This is a genomic window from Erwinia sp. JUb26, from assembly GCF_003751505.1.
Classification (GTDB): domain Bacteria; phylum Pseudomonadota; class Gammaproteobacteria; order Enterobacterales; family Enterobacteriaceae; genus Erwinia.
This window is the reverse complement of the sequence record NZ_RJVB01000002.1, coordinates 124,861-143,831: the sequence shown is the minus strand read 5'-3', so window position 1 is coordinate 143,831 and position 18,971 is coordinate 124,861. Positions and strand designations below refer to the sequence as shown.

11 protein-coding genes and 1 pseudogene are annotated in these 18,971 nt (G+C 57.9%); 11 read left to right on the top strand and 1 reads right to left on the bottom strand.

The window, feature by feature from the left end; all coding sequences use genetic code 11:
- The first annotated feature begins 11 nt into the window (after window positions 1-11).
- Together lysA and EC836_RS05760 are read left to right on the top strand one after the other, a co-directional pair.
- Entirely contained in the window at window positions 12-1,265 is a 1,254-nt protein-coding gene (lysA, locus tag EC836_RS05765) for a diaminopimelate decarboxylase (protein ID WP_123331035.1), read from the top strand.
- A gap of 834 nt (window positions 1,266-2,099) precedes the next feature.
- Complete coding sequence (locus EC836_RS05760; protein ID WP_123332122.1) at window positions 2,100-2,576, top strand: GNAT family N-acetyltransferase; 477 nt, start codon at window positions 2,100-2,102, stop codon at window positions 2,574-2,576.
- A gap of 9 nt (window positions 2,577-2,585) precedes the next feature.
- Here the strand turns inward: EC836_RS05760 and galR are convergent, their stop codons facing one another.
- Window positions 2,586-3,587, bottom strand: coding sequence for an HTH-type transcriptional regulator GalR (gene galR, locus EC836_RS05755; protein ID WP_123331033.1), 1,002 nt, complete (start codon window positions 3,585-3,587; stop codon window positions 2,586-2,588).
- A gap of 228 nt (window positions 3,588-3,815) precedes the next feature.
- Here galR and EC836_RS05750 point away from each other — a divergent pair, with 228 nt between their 5' ends.
- The 9 genes and pseudogenes from EC836_RS05750 to EC836_RS05710 all read left to right on the top strand — a co-directional run bounded on the left by EC836_RS05750 (window position 3,816) and on the right by EC836_RS05710 (window position 18,963).
- A complete protein-coding gene (locus EC836_RS05750; RefSeq protein WP_123331031.1) occupies window positions 3,816-6,089 on the top strand; it encodes a molybdopterin guanine dinucleotide-containing S/N-oxide reductase in 2,274 nt (757 codons plus the stop codon).
- Between the two features lie 394 nt (window positions 6,090-6,483).
- A complete protein-coding gene (locus EC836_RS05745) occupies window positions 6,484-8,199 on the top strand; it encodes a penicillin-binding transpeptidase domain-containing protein (protein WP_123331029.1) in 1,716 nt (571 codons plus the stop codon).
- 438 nt (window positions 8,200-8,637) lie between these two features.
- On the top strand, window positions 8,638-8,826 hold the full coding sequence (locus EC836_RS05740) for a toxin-antitoxin system HicB family antitoxin (protein ID WP_123331027.1): 189 nt from the start codon (window positions 8,638-8,640) through the stop codon (window positions 8,824-8,826).
- Between the two features lie 50 nt (window positions 8,827-8,876).
- The gene (locus EC836_RS05735; protein WP_123331025.1) at window positions 8,877-10,001 is read left to right on the top strand and encodes an efflux RND transporter periplasmic adaptor subunit; all 1,125 of its coding nucleotides are present in this window, start codon (window positions 8,877-8,879) and stop codon (window positions 9,999-10,001) included.
- Between the two features lie 9 nt (window positions 10,002-10,010).
- Window positions 10,011-13,136: an efflux RND transporter permease subunit gene (locus tag EC836_RS05730; protein WP_123331022.1), complete on the top strand. Its 3,126-nt coding sequence runs from the start codon at window positions 10,011-10,013 to the stop codon at window positions 13,134-13,136.
- A pseudogene (locus EC836_RS05725) lies at window positions 13,126-14,528 on the top strand (efflux transporter outer membrane subunit). Before EC836_RS05730 ends, EC836_RS05725 begins: the two are co-directional and overlap by 11 nt.
- 96 nt (window positions 14,529-14,624) lie before the next feature.
- On the top strand, window positions 14,625-16,781 hold the full coding sequence (gene aas / locus EC836_RS05720) for a bifunctional acyl-ACP--phospholipid O-acyltransferase/long-chain-fatty-acid--ACP ligase (protein WP_123331020.1): 2,157 nt from the start codon (window positions 14,625-14,627) through the stop codon (window positions 16,779-16,781).
- Window positions 16,774-17,979 carry a lysophospholipid transporter LplT gene (lplT, locus tag EC836_RS05715; protein WP_123331018.1) on the top strand — a complete coding sequence of 402 codons (1,206 nt, stop codon included), beginning with the start codon at window positions 16,774-16,776 and terminating at the stop codon, window positions 17,977-17,979. Before aas ends, lplT begins: the two co-directional genes overlap by 8 nt.
- A 150-nt stretch (window positions 17,980-18,129) precedes the next feature.
- The gene (locus EC836_RS05710) at window positions 18,130-18,963 is read left to right on the top strand and encodes a DJ-1/PfpI family protein (protein ID WP_123331016.1); all 834 of its coding nucleotides are present in this window, start codon (window positions 18,130-18,132) and stop codon (window positions 18,961-18,963) included.
- Window positions 18,964-18,971 lie beyond the last annotated feature (8 nt).

The window sequence follows — 18,971 nt, the reverse complement described above, 5'->3', positions numbered from 1 at the left end:
GGAGAACCCTTATGCCACGCCTGCTGACCGACACCACTACCGCCCTGAATCAGGACAATCTTTTAGCCTTAGGCCGTCAGACGGGCGGCCCGGTCTGGGCCTACGACGCCAGCATTATTCAGCAGCGAATTGCCCAGCTGCAGCAGTTTGACGTGGTGCGTTTTGCCCAGAAGGCCTGCTCGAATATTCATATTCTGCGCCTGATGCGCGCCGCGGGCGTAAAGGTCGATTCCGTGTCGCTGGGTGAGATTGAGCGCGCGCTGGCGGCGGGTTATCAGGCGGGCGGCGACGAGATCGTCTTTACCGCCGATCTGCTGGACGAGCCAACCCTGGCCCGCGTGGCGGAGCTGAAGGTGCCGGTTAATGCCGGTTCCGTTGACATGCTTCATCAGCTGGGTGCCGTATCTGCCGGGCATCCTGTCTGGCTGCGCGTTAACCCGGGCTTCGGCCACGGCCACAGCCAGAAAACCAACACCGGCGGCGAGAACAGCAAGCACGGTATCTGGTTCGGCGATATGGCGCTGGCGCTGGAAGCGGTTCAACGCTACCAGCTGAAGCTGGTCGGGATTCATATGCATATCGGTTCGGGCGTGGACTACAGCCATCTGGAGCAGGTGTGCGACGCGATGGTAAATCAGGTGGTCAGCTTCGGTCAGGATCTGGAAGCAATTTCTGCCGGCGGCGGTCTGTCGATTCCGTATCGTTTTGGTGAAGAGGCGATCGATACCGATCACTATTTCGGCCTGTGGGATGCCGCCCGCCAGCGTGTAGCACAGCACCTGGGGCACCCGGTGAAGCTGGAGATCGAGCCGGGCCGTTTCCTGGTCGCCGAGTCGGGCGTGCTGGTCAGTCAGGTGCGGGTAGTGAAAGAGATGGGCAGCCGTCACTTTGTGCTGGTGGACGCGGGCTTTAACGATTTGATGCGCCCGTCCATGTACGGCAGCTATCACCATATTTCCGCGATTGCCGGCGATGGCCGTCAGCTGGACGAGCAGAATACCGTCGAGACGGTGGTGGCGGGTCCGCTGTGCGAGTCGGGCGATGTATTCACTCAGCAGGAAGGCGGCAAGGTGGAAACCCGCGCGCTGCCGGCGGTGAAGGTCGGGGATTATCTGGTGTTCCACGATACCGGTGCCTACGGGGCGTCGATGTCGTCGAACTACAACAGCCGTCCGCTGCTGCCGGAGGTGCTGTTTGAGAACGGTCAGGCACGCCAGATCCGTCGTGCGCAGACCGTGGCGGAGCTGCTGGCGCTGGAGCTGTAATGAGTCGTTAAAATCCGGCTGGTGCTGTCTGGCGCGATGGTGAATGCACAGACGGTGGCTACTCCATGTTGTCTGACGTAACGGTGTTTACGCAGGCGGGTAGCTACCCCGTTCGGGCGGTCCTCGCGCCGCCTGCGCGGTGCCCTCACTGCATTCGTCAGCCTGACGGACCGGCACAGACGGGCGTCCTGCCCGGCTGTGCCTTTCGGTCACGTCCGTGTGGCCGAATCCTGGCTTCCTCATTTCGTTCAGCGCTGCGGATGCTCCGATCGGGGCAGCCACCCGTCTGTGCCATTAGCTTCGTGTTGCCTGTGGCTAAACTCTTCGTTTCGCGTGCAGCTTTAGAAAACAGCGGTTTCAAGTATCCTGGGGGCAAAGACTTTTTGAATGCTTCGACCGGAGTAGCCGTTCTGTGCCGCCGGTTTAGCGGTGTCTTTAATTGGCAGGAAATTGCACACTCGCCTGTGGTTTTTAGCAGATAGCGGCTCTAAGTGTTAAAGGGGGACAGCCTCTGCGGATGACGGGCAATCCGCAGCGCTGAGGTGAAGGCATCAGGCCAGGAGACGCCAGCAGGGAAGCAGGCGTCAGGCTAAGCCGGGCAGGACGCCCGTCTTAGCCGGTCCGGCCGGCCGGATGCCGTAGCCGAAGGCACCGCGAAGCGGCGCGAGGACCGCCCGGCAGCCGCAGAGGCTGTCCCCCGATCCCCCAACCCCAGCAGCCGCAGGTGCTGTAATCCCGATCTCCTATCCCCATCAGCCAAAGAAGCCGAACCCCGTTCCCTGTGGTAATTTACTGAACTCAAAACCATCATCCCGGAACCTTCCCATGACCACCCTGCGCATCGTCCCGCTCACCGACGCCACCGAACATCGCGAAATCATCATCGACTGGCTGTGGCAGGCGTTTGGCAGCGAAGAGAGTCGGGATTTCTTTGCCAGCGTGATCGACAGCAGCCTGGCCGGTAGCGACCTGCCGATCACCTTCGTCGCGCTCGACGGCGAACGCCCGGTAGGAACGGTGGGGCTGTGGCGCTGCGATCTGGTCAGCCGCCAGGACCTGTTCCCCTGGCTGGCGGCGCTGTACGTCGATGAAAGCTGGCGTGGAAGGGGGCTCAGCGAACGGCTGCAGCAAATCATCATCGATTGCTGCAGGCAGCGCGGTGACGAGAATCTTTACCTCTACTCCGCCTGTAAGGGCTACTACGAAAAGTTCGGCTGGCGCTATATCGGTGACGCGCTGGACTATCCTGCGACCACCGTGCACCTTTACTCTAAACCTTTGTCGTCAGACGCTGAGCCGCTGAGCCGCTGAACCGAGGTATCAGGCCGGTGTACCGACCGAGTGGCGGCGCACCAGCGTCGGGCTAAACAGATGGGTCACCTCCGGCAGCGGCTGGCCGTGAGCCAGCGCCAGCGCCAGCGTGGCCGCCTGCTGTGCCATGGTGATAATCGGGTAGCGGACGGTGGTCAGACGCGGCCGGACGTAGCGGGATACCAGCACATCGTCGAAGCCTATCAGCGACATCTCTTCCGGCACCCGCACGCCGTTGTCGCTCAGCACCGCCAGCGCGCCCGCCGCCATGGAATCGTTATAGCAAGCTACCGCGCTAAAGGTTTTACCCTGACCGAGCAGCTCGGTCATCGCCGTTTCGCCGCCCACTTCATCCGGCTCACCGAAGGCCACCAGCCGATCGTTGCAGGGCAGGCCGTGCTCCTTCAGCGCGTCGTAATACCCCTGCAGGCGGTCGCTGGAGTCGGAAATAGAGTGGGTTGAGCAGATAAAGGCAATATTTTTATGCCCCTGCTGGATCAGATGACGAGTGGCCAGCCAGGAGCCGTAGCGGTCGTCCAGGGCGATGCAGCGCTGTTCATAGCCGGGCAGCACGCGGTTCAGCAACACCATCCCGGGGATCTGCTTCATCAGGCCAATCAGCTCTTCATCCGGGACTTTTTTCGCATGCACCACCAGCGCCGCGCAGCGATGCCGAATCAGCTGCTCAATCGCCTGGCGCTCTTTTTGCTCTTCATGGTAGCCGTTGCCGATCAGCAGGAAATTACCGGTATTCCACGCGACTTCATCCACCGATTTCACCATCGCGCCGAAGAAGGGGTCGGAAACGTCGCCAACCACTAAGCCAATGGTTTCCGTGGACTGCTGCGCCAGCGCGCGGGCGTTGGCATTCGGATGATATTTCAGCGACTCCATCGCCTGAGTCACCGCCAGACGCGAATTTTCACTGGCCTTAGGGGAATGATTGATGACGCGAGAAACGGTTGCTACCGACACCCCCGCGAGTCTGGCGACATCCTTTATGGTAGCCATAGGGTCCAACCTTTCTGGGTAAGCGTTTACATTGCAGTAGTGTTGCGGAAAGCCGCAGTGACTGCAAGCCTGGAGAATGCGCCGGGCGTCGCAAAGCTGAGGATTTTCCTCTTTAACTTCGCCCGATTGCAGGCCGTTCGTTCTGATAAAGTGAACACGGTTTCACTCCATTACTGAGCGATGCTATTCTGAGTTTCCAGAAAACCGACACGATGGCCGGATCCTTTAATGACGCAAAAAACATTACCTCACCTTGCCCACTGGGGTGCCTTCAGTGCAGTCGTCGAGAATGGCAAACTGCTGCGCTGTGACCCGTTCTTCGCTGACCAGGATCCGTCGCCGATGCTCAACACCATTCCGGAACTGGTCTATTCGGATAAACGTATCCGCCAGCCGATGGTGCGCCGTTCCTGGCTGAAGTCCCGCGAGAGAAGCGATCGTACCCTGCGCGGGCGTGAGGACTTTGTTGCAGTGGACTGGGAAACCGCGCTCGATCTGGTGGCGGAAGAAAATCGCCGGGTACGCGACCGCTACGGCGCCAGCGGGATCTTTGACGGCTCCTACGGCTGGTCGTCGGCGGGGCGCGTTAACCATGCCCGCACACTGGTGCGCCGCTTCTATAACCTCGGCGGCGGCGGCATTGACCAGCAGGGCAACTACAGCTGGGGCGCCGCGCAGTTCTTTCTACCCTATGTGATTGGTACCTATATGCCGCTCACCGGCCGCGTTACCGACTGGCCTGATGTGGTGAAGCACTGTGAGATTTTTATCGCCTTTGGCGGACTGGCGCTGAAAAATGCCCAGGTGGCCTCCGGCGGCGCGGGCGAGCACAGCCTGAAACCGGCGCTGCAGCAGCTGGCGGCGAAAGGGACGCCGGTCATCAACATCAGCCCGATGCGCGATGACTGCCCGGAGTTCATTAACGCCGAGTGGATCCCGATCCGCCCGAACACCGACGTGGCGCTGATGCTGGCGTTAGGGTTTGAAATTGAGCGGCTGGGTGCGGTGGATAATGCCTTCCTGCAGTCCCACTGCGTCGGCTATCCGCAGCTGAAAAGCTATCTGCTGGGCGAAAGCGACGGCCAGCCAAAAACGCCGCAGTGGGCCAGCGAGATCACCGGTATTCCGGCCGCGCGCATCGCGCTGCTGGCAAAGCAACTGTGCGGCAAGCGCAGCTTTATTACCTGCTCTTACTCCGTTCAGCGCGCCCATCGTGGCGAGCAGCCGTACTGGATGATGATTGCCCTGTCGTCGATGCTGGGCCAGCCTGGTCTGCCGGGTGCCGGTTTCTCCTTCGGTCACGGTTCAATGAACAGCGTCGGCAACCCGCGCATTGAAGGCCCGTCTCCGCTGATGTCTACCGGGGTTAACCCGATTGCGCACCGTGCGATCCCGGTGGCCCGCATCAGCGATATGCTGCTCAATCCCGGCGAGGAATACACCTTCCAGGGTGAAACGCATACCTACCCGGATATCCATCTGATCCACTGGGCGGGCGGGAATCCGTTCCACCACCATCAGCAGCTGAACCGGCTGGTTGAGGGCTGGCAGCGCCCGGATACGGTTATCGTGCAGGATATCGTCTGGACGCCTGCGGCGCAGATGGCGGATATCGTGCTACCGGTGACCACCACCCTGGAGCGCAATGATATCGGCGGATCGTCCAAGGACCGCTTCGTGCTGGCGATGCATCAGGCGATTGCGCCGCAGCACCAGGCGCGTAACGATTTCGATATCTTTGCCGATCTGGCCGAGCGACTGGGCTATCGCGATACCTTTACCGAAAACCGTAATGAGATGGAGTGGATCAAGCATCTCTATCAGCGCTGCGCCGTGGCCCACAACAATAAGGGCATCGACTTCCCGGAATTTGAAACGTTCTGGCACGAAGGGCACGTGGAGATCCCACTGCCGAAGGAAGACTGGGTCTTTATGGCCGATTTCCGCGCTAACCCGGTGGCCAGCCCGATTAAAACCGCCAGCGGTAAAATTGAGCTGTTTTCGCAAACCATTGAGGGCTATCAGCTGGCTGACTTTGGTCCGCATCCCGAATGGCGCGAACCTGCCGAGTGGCTGGGAGCGGAAATCAAGCAGCGCTTCCCACTGCATATGATTTCGATTCAGCCCGGGGACCGTTTGCACAGCCAGATGGATGCCACGCCAACGGTGCAGGCCAATAAAACTGCCGGGCGCGAAACGCTGTGGATGCATCCGCTGGATGCGGCTGAGCGGGGCATCAGCGACGGCAATGTGATTGAAGTCAGTAACGATCGTGGCTGCATTCAGGCCGGTGTCCGCCTGACCGAAGGCGTCAGCCAGAACGTGGTGCTGATTTCCACCGGTGCCTGGTTCGATCCCGGTTTTGGTAAAGCGTGGCGAGACTACGATCGCGCCGGGAATCCGAACGTGCTGACGCTGGATATCGGCACCTCGTCGCTGACTCAGGGGCCAAACGCCATGAGCTGCCTGGTGGAGATTCGAAAACTGGCTGAGGTGGCGTGACGAGGGGCGGCGTAGCCCGAATGTTGGCGATACATTGCTAAAACCCCTACAAATCACATAGCTGGTTACATTTTGCGGGTAACTGTTGCGATTCCTGAGTAGCGACCCGATACAGCGGATTGATACAGTTCAGATCCCAGAGGTATTGATGGGTGAACATCAAAAAGTATTTATCGCTTTGTTTCACCGACCTGCGCAGATGCGCAGGTTTTTTTTGCCTGTAATCTAAGGATTTTCTTACAGTTTACTGATTTTAAGTCCGTTTTTTTTAGGCAGATCTTCGCGCCTTTTCCTCTCGCTCAATCACGATCTGAAACACAGTTTGCCTGTTAACTCCGAATCATTTTTTGTATAAAAGCCAGAGAGTTATCATGCACCCTGTACTGGAAAAAACATGCCTCCCTTGAAAAGATCGCTGGCGAAATCCCAGCCCGCCCCGACGTTCAATCCCGTACGATTCCGTCTTGTTTGTGTCGGCGTGCTGACCTGCCTCGGCGTCCTGCTGGCGCGGGTGGCCGATTTACAGCTCATCAATCATCCCATGCTGGAAAAAGAGGCGGATGAACGCTCGCTGCGAACCGTGACTCTGCCGACGAACCGGGGAACCCTTCTGGACAGAAACGGTGAAGCGCTGGCGCTCAGCGTGCCGTCGCGCGACGTGATTGCCGATCCGCAGCGCGTGCTGGAAGCGCACCCTGATTTCACCAGCCCCAAATGGGCGTATCTGGCCAATGCGCTGGAACAACGCCCCGAAGAGATTGCCGCGCAAATCAATGCCAACCCGAACCGACGCTTCCTGTATCTGGGGCGTAAAATCGAGCTGGGTATTGCTAAAGATATCTCCAAACTTCATCTGTCCGGTATTACCACGGTCTATGACGACAGCCGTTTTTATCCGATGAGTGAGGCCACCGCGCCGCTTATCGGCATCGTCGGCGCGGACAGCAACGGGCTGACCGGGCTGGAGAAAGGCTTCGATAAGGTGTTACAGGGTACGCCCGGCGTGGAGAAGTACCGCCAGGACGCCAACGGCAATATCGTGGCGATGATTAACTACGAGCCGCCACAGCAGCCGCCGACGGTGCAGCTGAGTATTGATAAGTTCGATCAGTACACCCTGTACAGCAAGCTGCGCGACGGCGTGCTGCTGAACAAGGCCGATTCCGGCGCGGCGGTGCTGATTAAAATTGATACCGGTGAAATTCTCGGGATGGCGTCTTACCCCTCATTTAACCCGAACAACTTTGCGAAGGTATCACCGGCGCAGATGCGTAACACGGCCATCAACGACAGCTACGAACCGGGGTCAACGGTAAAACCGCTGGTGGTGATGGAAGGGCTGATCCGTAAACTGGTTCGCCCAGACTCGGTGCTGGATACCACGCCTTATCGCGTTAACGGCCACCTGATCCGCGACGTTGGCCACTGGTCGCGCCTGACGATGACCGGCATTCTGCAGAAATCCAGTGATATCGGGGTGTCGCATATCGCACTGGCGATGCCCGCCGAGGTGCTGGTGAATACCTATCAGTCCTTCGGACTGGGCAAACCCACCGGGCTGGGGCTGACCGGCGAAAGCGTCGGCTATTTCCCCCTGCACCGTCAGCGCTGGGCGGATATCGAACGCGCCACCTTCTCCTTCGGCTACGGGCTGCGCGTGACGCCGCTGCAGATTGCCCGTGAATACGCTACGCTCGGCTCCTTTGGGGTTTATCGCCCGCTGTCGATCACCCGGGTCACCCCACCGGTGTTGGGCACTCGCGTTGCCGATGAAGATACGGTCAGAACCGTGGTGCATATGATGGAGAGCGATGCGCTACCGGGCGGTAGCGGGGTGCGTGCGGCGGTGCCGGGCTACCGGCTGGCGATTAAAACCGGTACGGCGGAAAAAATGGGCGACAGCGGGAAATACGACGGGGGTTATATCAACTATACCGCCGGAGTGGCACCCGCCAGTAACCCGCAGGTGGCGCTGGTGATTATGATTAACCACCCGACCGCCGGCGATCACTTTGGCGGCTCGGTGGCGGCACCGGTGTTTGGCAATATTATCGGTCCGGTGTTGAAGCATATGAACATCGCACCGGATGCGCTTAACAGCCCGGGTTAGGAAAAATCCTGCCAGTTCAATATGTAAAGATATGAGCGAACGGTCATGACTGGTTGCATTTAGCGCCATTCATTTGCTTTTGTTTGCTGGTTTCAGGATCGGCTTCTGGTGACAATAGCAGTCCCAGAGGTATTGATTGGTGTGAATACAGTCTGCTCCCGGCGGACTGCACCCTGTTCAGTTGCACCAACCCACGCGGATGCGTGGGTTTTTTTTTGCCTGTCTCTTCATCGTCTTACGCTTTGTTTCAATCCTTAGAAACGTTCACAACTTTCAATACTCTGTTTACATCTTCCCCCTGAATCCACCAAAGAAAGAGTGACATTAACGTTAAGCTGCCCGCAGCACCGTCGGCATTGCATTCTGCCAGCGGTGTCAGCCCCTTGATGGTGTTGGTAGCGCGGCAAGGGGCGCTCTCATACCCAGGAGCTGATAACTATGCCGAAGCTTAAAGACAGGACGCCTAAAGTCGGTGGACGATCAGCAGCCTTTCAGCTGCGGATCCACCCCGAGCTTCATGCTCAGATTAAATCGCTGACGGATGATGACAACATCACCCTTGCCTGCTGGCTGAAGGAGCTGGCCCGACGTGAGCTGCGTCGGCGGGGCATTGAGCCAAGAGGATAATCCGATCTGCTCTCGTTATAAATTTAAACGTTACCGTAAGAGATTAAATTATGAGAAAAAGGATCCTTCCCATATGTCTGGTTTTTATGCTCGCCGCCTGCGATCAAGGGACTAAAGATTCCACGGTGAAACCGGCTAATGTCGGTGTTACCACACTTAAAAGTCAGCCTGTTACGCTATTCACGCAGTTACCGGGTCGCACCACCGCGGTCAGAACGGCCGAGGTCCGTCCTCAGGTTAGCGGCATTATTCTAAAACGCCTGTTTATTGAGGGGAGTGATGTTAAGGCCGGGCAGTCTTTATACCTGATCGATCCCGCCAGCTATCAGGCAACCTATGATAAGGCGCTGGCCACGTTTGAGAACGCGCATCGGCTGGCCACGCGCTACAAACCCCTGGTAGCGGCGCAGGCTATCAGTAAACAAACCTACGACGATGCCGTTGCCGCAGAAAAACAGGCTAAGGCCGAGCTGGAAATTGCCCAGGTCAATCTTAACTATACCCACGTCCGTTCACCTGTTACCGGCCGCATTGGCCGTTCGCTTTATACCGAAGGCGCGTTGGTGACCAATGGTCAGAGCAATTATCTCACCACCATCCAGCAGCTGGACCCAATCTACGTTGACGTCAGCGAGTCATCGCTGCAGTTACTTCGTCAGCGTCGGGCGCTGGCGGACGGCAAACTGCAGGCGCTGGGGCAAAATGCTGCCGAGGTCAAACTGATACTGGAAGACGGGTCGCAATACGCCCAGCCCGGCAAGCTGGAATTCTCGGAAGTGACGGTTGATGAAACCACTGGCAGCATTACACTGCGCGCCTCTTTCCCTAACCCCGACCGCGATCTGTTACCCGGCATGTTCGTCCATGCTGTTCTTCCTCAGGGGGTGGCCCAGAAAGGGATACTGGCCCCTCAGGAAGCCATTTTGCACGACACCAAAGGCCGACCTTATGTCTACAAGGTTGGCGCAAATAATAAAGTGGTTGAGCAGACGATAAAAACCGGCGAGATGCTGAACAGCCAGTGGCTGGTCACCGAAGGGTTACAGACGGGCGACCGGGTAGTCGTTGACGGATTACAGCTGGTGCGTGACGGCAGTCAGGTCGTCGCCAGTGAGCATAAACCCAGTGTGGTGAAACGTACCAACTTAACCACTGCCGATCCCTCTGCGCAGTAAGGACAACGGATGTCTAAATTCTTTATTGATCGCCCGATCTTTGCCTGGGTGATCGCGATTCTGGTGATGCTGATTGGGGGGCTGTCCGTATTTTCCCTGCCGATTAATCAGTACCCAAACATTTCCCCCCCGGCGATTTCCGTCCAGATTGTATACCCCGGTGCGAGTGCTGAAACGGTGCAAAACACCTCTGTACAGGTGATTGAGCAGCAGCTGAACGGGATCGATAACCTGCGCTATATCGAATCGCAAAGTAACAGCGACGGCAGCGCAATGATTATCGTGACCTTCAATCAGGGCACCAATCCCGATATCGCTCAGGTACAGGTGCAGAACAAAGTGTCGCTCGCCGAGTCTCAGCTGCCGAATGAGGTGGTACAGCAGGGAATCAACGTCCGTAAATACCAGGCTAACTTTATGCTGGTGGTCAGCCTGATTGCCAACAGTGGCAAGATGAGTAACGGTGATCTGGCGGATCTGCTGGTGTCCAAACTCCAGGACTCCATTGCACGTTCCACGGGCGTCGGTGACTTTGTGGTGATGGGGTCAGAATACGGTATGCGTATCTGGCTGGATCCGGAAAAACTCTATCAGTACCAGCTTATTCCGAGCGATGTGACTAAAGCCATCAGCAAACAAAACGTTCAGGTATCGAGCGGTAAGCTGGCGGGGCTGCCCTCGGTTGAAGGGGCAAAATTCAGCGCGACTATCATAGGGAAAACGCGCTTTCAGAACGTCGCTCAGTTTGAAAATATCCTGCTGAAGGTAAACCCCGATGGCTCTCAGGTCCGCGTGCGTGATGTGGGCGGTGTCGATTTAGGGCCGCAGGATTACAGTATTTCCGCCACCTACAATGGCAAACCTTCCGCCGGTATTGCGCTGCGTCTGGCGAGCGGCGCAAACGTGCTGGATGCTATCGATGGCGTGCGTAAAACAGTGGAAAATGTGCAATCGTCGTTGCCGCCAGGGGTGGCCGTCAAGTACCCCTACGATACGTCTCCGGTGGTCAGCGCCTCGATTAAAGAGGTGGTGAAAACGCTGTTTGAGGCCATCGTGCTGGTGTTCTTCGTTATGCTGATCTTCCTGCAAAACCTCCGCGCCACGCTGATTACTACCATGGTGGTGCCCGTCGTGCTGCTGGGGACGTTCGGCGTGCTGGCGGCCTGCGGCTATACGATTAATACGCTGACGATGTTCGGGATGGTTCTGGCCATCGGGCTGCTGGTGGATGATGCGATCGTGGTGGTGGAGAACGTCGAGCGTGTGATGCATGAGGAGGGGCTCGACCCTAAAGCCGCCACCATTAAGTCCATGACGCAGATTCAGGGCGCGCTGTTCGGTATCGCCATGGTGCTCTCTGCGGTGCTGTTGCCGATGGCATTCTTTGCCGGTTCCACCGGCGTTATCTACCGCCAGTTTTCGATAACCATTGTTTCAGCAATGGCGCTGTCGGTACTGATGGCGATGATTTTCACTCCGGCACTTTGCGCGACCCTGTTAAAACCGGCCTCCGAGGAGCATAAAGACAAAGGCATGGCAGGCTGGTTTAACCGCAAGTTCGACGCCGGTACGGTGAAGTATACCCGTAGCGTCGTGGGGATCCTTTCCCGGCGTAATCTGTTTCTGCTGATCTATCTGGCATTGGTGGTTGCCACCGGCGTGCTGTTTATGCGTGTGCCCACATCGTTTCTGCCTGATGAAGATCAGGGCGTGATGATGATGCAGATCACGCTACCCGGTAATGCCGCTACTGAGCGAACGCAGGCCGTGATTGATGATATGGAAACCTGGCTGCTGAAAAATCCTGAGGTCCTGTCGGTGTTCTCACCCAACGGCTTTAGCTTCTCGGGGCGTGGTGAGAACACCGCAACGGCGTTCGTCTTGCTGAAGCCCTGGAGCGAGCGCAACAGTGAGCAGTCGGTGCAAAAACTGGCTGCCCGTGCGATGGCGCATTTCTCAACCTCTAAAGACGCCAAAGTCTACGCACTGGTTCCCCCCGCCGTTATCGAACTGGGGAATGCCACCGGTTTTGACTTCTTCCTGCAGGATACCCAGAACAAAGGGCATGCGGCGCTGATGGCCGCCCGTAATCAGTTTTTGGCCATGGCGGCGCAGGATAAACGTCTGTTTGCTACCCGCCCGAACGGTATGGAAGATGAGCCGCAGTATCATCTGATTATTGACGATGAACGCGCCCGTGCGTTGGGCCTGAGCCTGGGGGATATCAACGATACGCTGTCCATTGCCTGGGGCTCCAGCTACGTCAATCAGTTCACCTACAGCGGCCGCGTCAAAAAAGTGTATGTGCAGGGCAATGCCGGATCGCGCGTCACGCCGGAAGATCTGAAGAAATGGTATTTCCGCAACGGTAGCGGAACCATGGTGCCCTATACGGCATTCGGTAGCGGCGAGTGGCAGTACGGCTCACCCCGTTATGAACGCTTTAACGGTATTTCAGCCGTCGAAATTATGGGATCCCCCGCTGCGGGCTACAGTTCGGGTGAAGCGGTTAAAGCGGTGAAGGAAATCGCCGCAAAACTGCCGCCGGGTTTCAAAGTTCAGTGGCACGCACTGTCATATGAAGAACAGATGTCAGGATCGCAAACCCCGGCGCTGTACACCATTTCGCTGATTGTAGTGTTTCTCTGCCTCGCCGCACTGTATGAAAGCTGGTCGATACCGTTTTCGGTCATCCTCGTGGTGCCGCTGGGCGTGCTGGGCACGGTTCTGGCGGTGCTGCTGCGCGGGCTGGAAAACGATGTGTTCTTCCAGGTGGGTCTGTTAACGACGGTGGGACTGGCGGCGAAAAACGCCATCCTGATCGTCGAATTCGCCAAAGATCTTCATGAGAAAGAGGGAATGGGATTAGTGGAAGCGGCAACGGAGGCGGCAAAGCTGCGCATTCGGCCCATCATCATGACCTCAATGGCCTTTGTCCTTGGCGTGATGCCGCTAACGATTTCGCACGGTGCAGGGGCGGGCAGCCAGCACTCCATTGGTACTGCGGTGGTCGGCGGTATGCTGACCGCAACCTTCCTGGCCATTTTCTTTGTGCCGATGTTTTACGTGTTTGTTTCGCAGCTATTCTCCGGCAGGAAAAAAACACAGAAAGAGGTGCAGAACCATGATGCTTAAGACTTTATCAATGGGGCTGCTACCGATACTGATACTGGCGGGCTGTACGATGGAACCTGACTATCAGCGGCCGTCGCTGCCGGTTTCTGGGCAGTACGCAGAACAGGGGCCGCATCTGGCCGGTAACGGCGCAGACATCCGCTGGCAGCACTTTTTCACCGATCCGGTGATGCATCAGCTCATCGTTCAGGCGCTGGATAATAACCGTGATTTGCGGATTGCAGCACTGAATGTCGACGTCGCGCGCTCGCAGGTGACGGTGGCCCGTTCGGCGCTGATGCCTTCTGTCGACCTCAACGCCGGTGAAACGGCGGCTCATCTACCGGGGAATCTTTATAACACCGGGCCGGGCGGTGGCGGACCTACCATCAGTTTGATGCAAACTTCGGCGTCACCGCGTGGGAGCTGGACTTTTTTGGCCGCCTGCGCAGCCTCAGCCACAGCGCGCTGGAGCGCTATCTGGCAATGGATGCCACTCAGCGCGCAACGCGCATCAGCCTGATTTCACAGGTGGCGGCAGGCTATCTGGCGCTCTGTTCAGATAATGAACTGCTGAAGCTGGCGCAAAGTACCGCACAGAGCCAGCAGGATTCTTACGATCTGACAAAACGCAGCTATGAAGGCGGCGTCAGCAGCGAGCAGGATCTGGTACAGGCCGAAACGCTGGTGCGCATAGCACAGGCGGATGTCGCAACCTACAGTCGTCAGGTTCGCCAGGATGTGAATGCGTTAACGCTGCTGGTGGGCAGCGGTCTGCCGGCGGATCTACTGGCCGGCGCCAGCCTGAAAAAAGAGTGGAACTTCCCGGCCACACCGGCCGGGCTGCCTTCCGACCTGCTAACTCATCGCCCGGATATTATTGCGGCCGAGCACCAGCTGCTGTCAGCCAACGCCAATATTGGCGCTGCGCGGGCGGCATTCTTCCCCAGTATCAGCCTGACGGCGATGGGAGGATCGTCATCCGGCAGGCTGAGCGACCTGCTTTCCGGCGGCACCGCCGCCTGGGCCGTCAGCCCGGCAATCGATCTGCCGATTTTCCGTGGGGGTCAGAACGTGGCAAATCTGAATATTGCCAAATTGCAAAAACGCATTGAAATTGCCGACTACGAGAAGACTATTCAGACGGCCTTTAAAGAGGTCGGTGATGCGCTGGCCGCTCAGGAAACCTATAAAAATGAGCTGCACGCCCGCCAGTTGGATGAACAGGCCAGTCAGCGAAACTACGATCTGGCCACTGTGCGCTATCGTGAAGGCGTGGATAATTTTCTTAATGTCCTGGTGGCACAGCGATCGCTGTACAGCGCACAGCAACTGCTCATCACCACCCGCCTGGGCCAGCTGACTCAGCAAATCATGCTGTATAAAGCGCTGGGTGGAGGATGGAATACCTGATCGTCAGCTTACTGACAGAAAGCAGGTAAAGTTGAGTTACGCTGCCAGATCTTGCATTGTTACACACAACTTGCAATCTGCTACGGAGCTGGCAACGTGATCACTTTCCTTAAACTACTGTTCCGGTTGATTTTTCGGACGCAATTAACGGGCGACCTTTCGGGTTTATACAAACAGAAGGTGTTAATCACGCCCAACCATATGTCGTTCCTTGACGGTATGCTGCTGGCCGTCTTCCTGCCGGTGAAACCGGTGTTTGCCGTCTACTCTTCAATCAGCGAACAGTGGTATATGCGCTGGCTCAGCCGTTTTATCGATTTTGTGCCGCTTGACCCTACGAAGCCAATGTCGATTAAACATCTGGTCAAGCTGATCGCGCAGGGACGACCGGTGGTGATCTTCCCGGAGGGGCGCATTACCGTGACCGGTTCACTGATGAAAATTTATGACGGTGCGGGTTTTGTGGCGGCTAAATCACAGGCAACGGTGGTGCCGATACGTATTGAAGGTGCCGAATATACGCCATTCGGACGCCTGGCGGGCGTATTCAAACGCCGCCTGTTTCCCAAAATCTCACTGACCGTTTTACCCGCAACAATCATTCCGATGCCGGAAGCGCCTCGCGCCCGCGATCGCCGCCGACTGGCGGGGGAACATCTGCACCATATCATGATGGAAGCGCGGATGGCGGTGCGCCCGCGCCAGACGATTTATCAGGCGTTTCTTTCGGCGCGCGTGCGCTATGGCTACTTCAAGCCCTGCATTGAGGACGTGAATTTTAAACCCGACAGCTACACCAGCCTGCTGAAGAAGTCGTTGGGAGTGGGGCGCATCCTGCAACGCTACACGCGTCAGGGCGAATATGTCGGCCTGCTGTTGCCTAACGCCACGGTGACCGCTGCTGCGATTCTGGGCGCCACACTGCGCGGGCGCATTCCCGCGATGCTGAACTACACCTCGGGCGTTAAGGGGTTAACCAGCGCACTGACGGCGGCGCAGGTAAAGACCGTATTTACCTCACGCCAGTTCCTCGATAAAGGCAAACTGTGGCATCTTCCTGAAGGGATCCCCGACGTTAAGTGGATTTACCTTGAAGATTTGAAGGATACGGTCACCTTACAGGACAAGCTGTGGATCCTCAGCCGGTTGCTGATGCCGTCACTGGCAGAAGTGAAGCAGCAGCCTGAAGATGCCGCGATGGTGCTGTTTACCTCCGGTTCTGAGGGGCATCCAAAAGGGGTTGTGCATTCCCATAAAAGCCTGCTGGCTAACGTTGAGCAGATCCGCACTATCGCCGACTTCACCCCGCGCGATCGCTTTATGTCGGCACTGCCGCTGTTCCACGCTTTCGGCCTGACCGTCGGGTTGTTTACCCCGCTGATGACCGGTGCCGAAGTGTTCCTTTATCCTAGCCCGCTGCACTATCGCATCGTGCCGGAGCTGGTCTACGATCGTAACTGCACCGTGCTGTTCGGCACCTCAACGTTCCTCGGTAACTATGCCCGCTTTGCGCAGCCGTATGATTTTGCCCGCCTGCGCTATGTCGTGGCCGGTGCGGAAAAACTGCAGCAGAGCACGCGTGACGCCTGGTTTGAGAAGTTCGGCATCCGCATTCTGGAAGGCTATGGCGTGACCGAGTGTGCGCCGGTGGTGGCCATCAACGTGCCGATGGCGGCGCGATCGCATACCGTTGGCCGCATTCTGCCGGGTATGGATTCACGACTGATTTCCGTCCCCGGTATTGAAGAGGGCGGCCTGCTACAGCTCAGCGGCCCGAACATTATGAAAGGCTATCTGCGCGTTGAGCGTCCCGGCGTTCTCGAAGCGCCCCAGGCGGATAACGGAGAAGGTCGGATGGAGAGCGGCTGGTACGATACGGGTGATATCGTCAGTTTTGACGATGCCGGTTTCTGCCAGATTCAGGGAAGGGTGAAGCGCTTTGCGAAAATCGCCGGTGAGATGGTTTCGCTGGAAAGCGTCGAACTGATTGCGCTGAAGGCGTCCGATGAAAAACAGCATGCGGCAACCATCAAGCCGGATGGCAATCGCGGTGAAGCCCTGGTGCTGTTTACCACGGACAGCGAGCTGACGCGCGAACGATTACAGCGCGCGGCGCGCGAGCTGGGCAGCCCGGAGCTAACGATCCCACGCGATATTCGCGTGCTGAAGCAGCTGCCGATGCTCGGCAGCGGCAAGCCGGATTTTGTGACCCTGCGCGAAATGGCCGAGCGGCCAGAGGAAGCACATGAATAGCCCAACTGCCGGATCAAAACCCCTGATGTCGAAAGGCATGATGGCGGTCATTACCGCCCAGTTCCTCTCTGCTTTTGGCGATAATGCCCTGCTGTTTGCCACCCTGGCGGTGCTGAAGCAGATGGTGTATCCCGACTGGAGCCAGCCCGTCCTGCAGATGGTGTTTGTTGCCACCTACATCATTCTGGCCCCGTTTGTGGGCCAGGTGGCCGACAGCTTTGCCAAAGGCCAGGTGATGATGTTTGCCAACGGCCTCAAGCTGTTGGGGGCGCTGACAATCTGCGTCGGGTTAGATCCGTTCCTTGGCTACGGCCTGGTCGGCATCGGCGCAGCGGCCTATTCCCCGGCGAAGTACGGCATCCTGGGTGAACTGACCGACGGTGAAACGCTGGTCAAAGCCAACGGCCTGATGGAGTCTTCGACGATTGCTGCCATCCTGCTGGGGTCCCTGGCCGGGGGATACCTTGCCGACCTCAACCTGACCAGCGCACTGCTGGCCTGCGTGGTTGCCTATGCGCTGGCCGTTGCCGCCAACCTGATGATCCCGAAACTGGCGGCGGCCCGCAGCGGCCAGTCATGGCATCCGAAACGGATGTCGGCCAGCTTCTTCAACGCCTGCCGCGTGCTGTGGCGCGACGGTGAAACCCGCTTCTCGCTGGTGGGTACCAGTCTGTTCTGGGGCGCGGGCGTGACGCTGCGATTCCTGCTGGTGCTGTGGGTGCCGGTGGCATTGGGCATTACCGACAATAAAACGCCCACGATGCTGAACGCGATGGTTGCCGTCGGCATTGTGTTTGGCGCAGTGGCGGCAGCGAAGCTGGTGACGTTGAAAACCGTCGGCCGCTGCATGCCTGCCGGCGTGTTAATCGGTGTGGCGGTCGTTGCTTTCTCACTGCAGCATATGGCGCTGAACGCCTACATACTGCTGGCGATTATCGGCATGCTGGGCGGTTTCTTTGTGGTGCCGCTGAATGCGCTGCTGCAAATGCGCGGTAAGCAGACCGTGGGTGCCGGTAATGCGATTGCGGTGCAGAACCTCGGTGAAAATACGGCGATGCTGGTGATGCTGGGGCTCTATTCCCTGGCGATTAAGCTGGGTGCCCCACCGGTCGCCACCGGCGTTGGGTTCGGCGCGTTGTTCGCACTGGCTATCGCCGTTCTCTGGGGCTGGCAGCTGGCGCAAAAACGCAAGGCCTGATCGCACTCTGCCGTCCGGGCCGCCGTTGGCCCGGACATTTCTTAACATCAGTTAAATCGCTCCCCCCTTTCCTCTGATTATCACGCTCGGTAATGTTACCCTGCGTGACTAGTTGTACGTGTAATCACAGAGTCATTTTGGAGGAAAGACATGGAAAGAAGGGATTTTATCGCGAAATCGGCACTGGCGCTGATTGCCACCGGCGTTGGGGCAGGGGCCAGCTCCTCACTCTTTGCCAGCAGCGCGACTGGAAGTGCTCCACTGCCGACGCATCCTGTAGGGGATAAACCGACGTTGGCCTTCGTCATCTACCCCGGCATGACGCCGCTGGATATCATCGGACCGGCAACGGCGCTGGCGGGTGGGGTGTTTAATGTGGAGTTTGTCTGGCGCGATCTGCAGCCGGTGAAGGGCGAGGTACCGCACGTGCAGTTTGTGCCTACCACCACTTTTAAGCAGCTCAAAAAGGTCGATATTCTTTGCGTTACCGGCACCGGAAATCCTTACGCGCTGCTACAGGAAACGGAAATGCTCGACTGGATGCACAAGGTTGGCAGCGAGGCGCAGTGGGTGACCAGCGTCTGTACCGGATCGATCCTGCTGGGCGCAGCCGGGTTGATGCAGGGCTATAAAGCCACCACCCACTGGTCGATGATTGACGACCTGGCCCGATTTGGCGCGCTGCCGCAGAATGACCGCGTAGTGATTGACCGCAACCGAATTTCGGGCGGTGGTGTAACGGCAGGGATCGATTTCGGTCTGACGCTGCGCGCCAGGCTGTTAGGCGATGAAAGCGCTAAAGCGGCACAGCTACTGATGCAGTACGATCCGCACCCGCCATTTAATAGCGGTACGCCGCAGCTGGCCGGTGATGAGATGACGGAAGCGCTGCGCGAGAAGGTCTTTGCCCTGGTGCAACAGCGTACCCCTGACTGGCAGCAGCGCCTGCAACAGAGCGTGGAACGGATGTCACGCTATGAGTAAAACGGGCG

Excerpts from the sequence above, each read along its gene's own strand:
- lysA (WP_123331035.1), top strand. The coding sequence starts at position 12 with ATGCCACGCCTGCTGACCGACACCACTACCGCCCTGAATCAGGACAAT.
- galR (WP_123331033.1), bottom strand. The coding sequence starts at position 3,587 with ATGGCTACCATAAAGGATGTCGCCAGACTCGCGGGGGTGTCGGTAGCA.
- EC836_RS05750 (WP_123331031.1), top strand. The coding sequence starts at position 3,816 with ATGACGCAAAAAACATTACCTCACCTTGCCCACTGGGGTGCCTTCAGT.
- EC836_RS05745 (WP_123331029.1), top strand. The coding sequence starts at position 6,484 with ATGCCTCCCTTGAAAAGATCGCTGGCGAAATCCCAGCCCGCCCCGACG.
- EC836_RS05740 (WP_123331027.1), top strand. The coding sequence starts at position 8,638 with ATGCCGAAGCTTAAAGACAGGACGCCTAAAGTCGGTGGACGATCAGCA.
- EC836_RS05735 (WP_123331025.1), top strand. The coding sequence starts at position 8,877 with ATGAGAAAAAGGATCCTTCCCATATGTCTGGTTTTTATGCTCGCCGCC.
- EC836_RS05730 (WP_123331022.1), top strand. The coding sequence starts at position 10,011 with ATGTCTAAATTCTTTATTGATCGCCCGATCTTTGCCTGGGTGATCGCG.
- lplT (WP_123331018.1), top strand. The coding sequence starts at position 16,774 with ATGAATAGCCCAACTGCCGGATCAAAACCCCTGATGTCGAAAGGCATG.
- EC836_RS05710 (WP_123331016.1), top strand. The coding sequence starts at position 18,130 with ATGGAAAGAAGGGATTTTATCGCGAAATCGGCACTGGCGCTGATTGCC.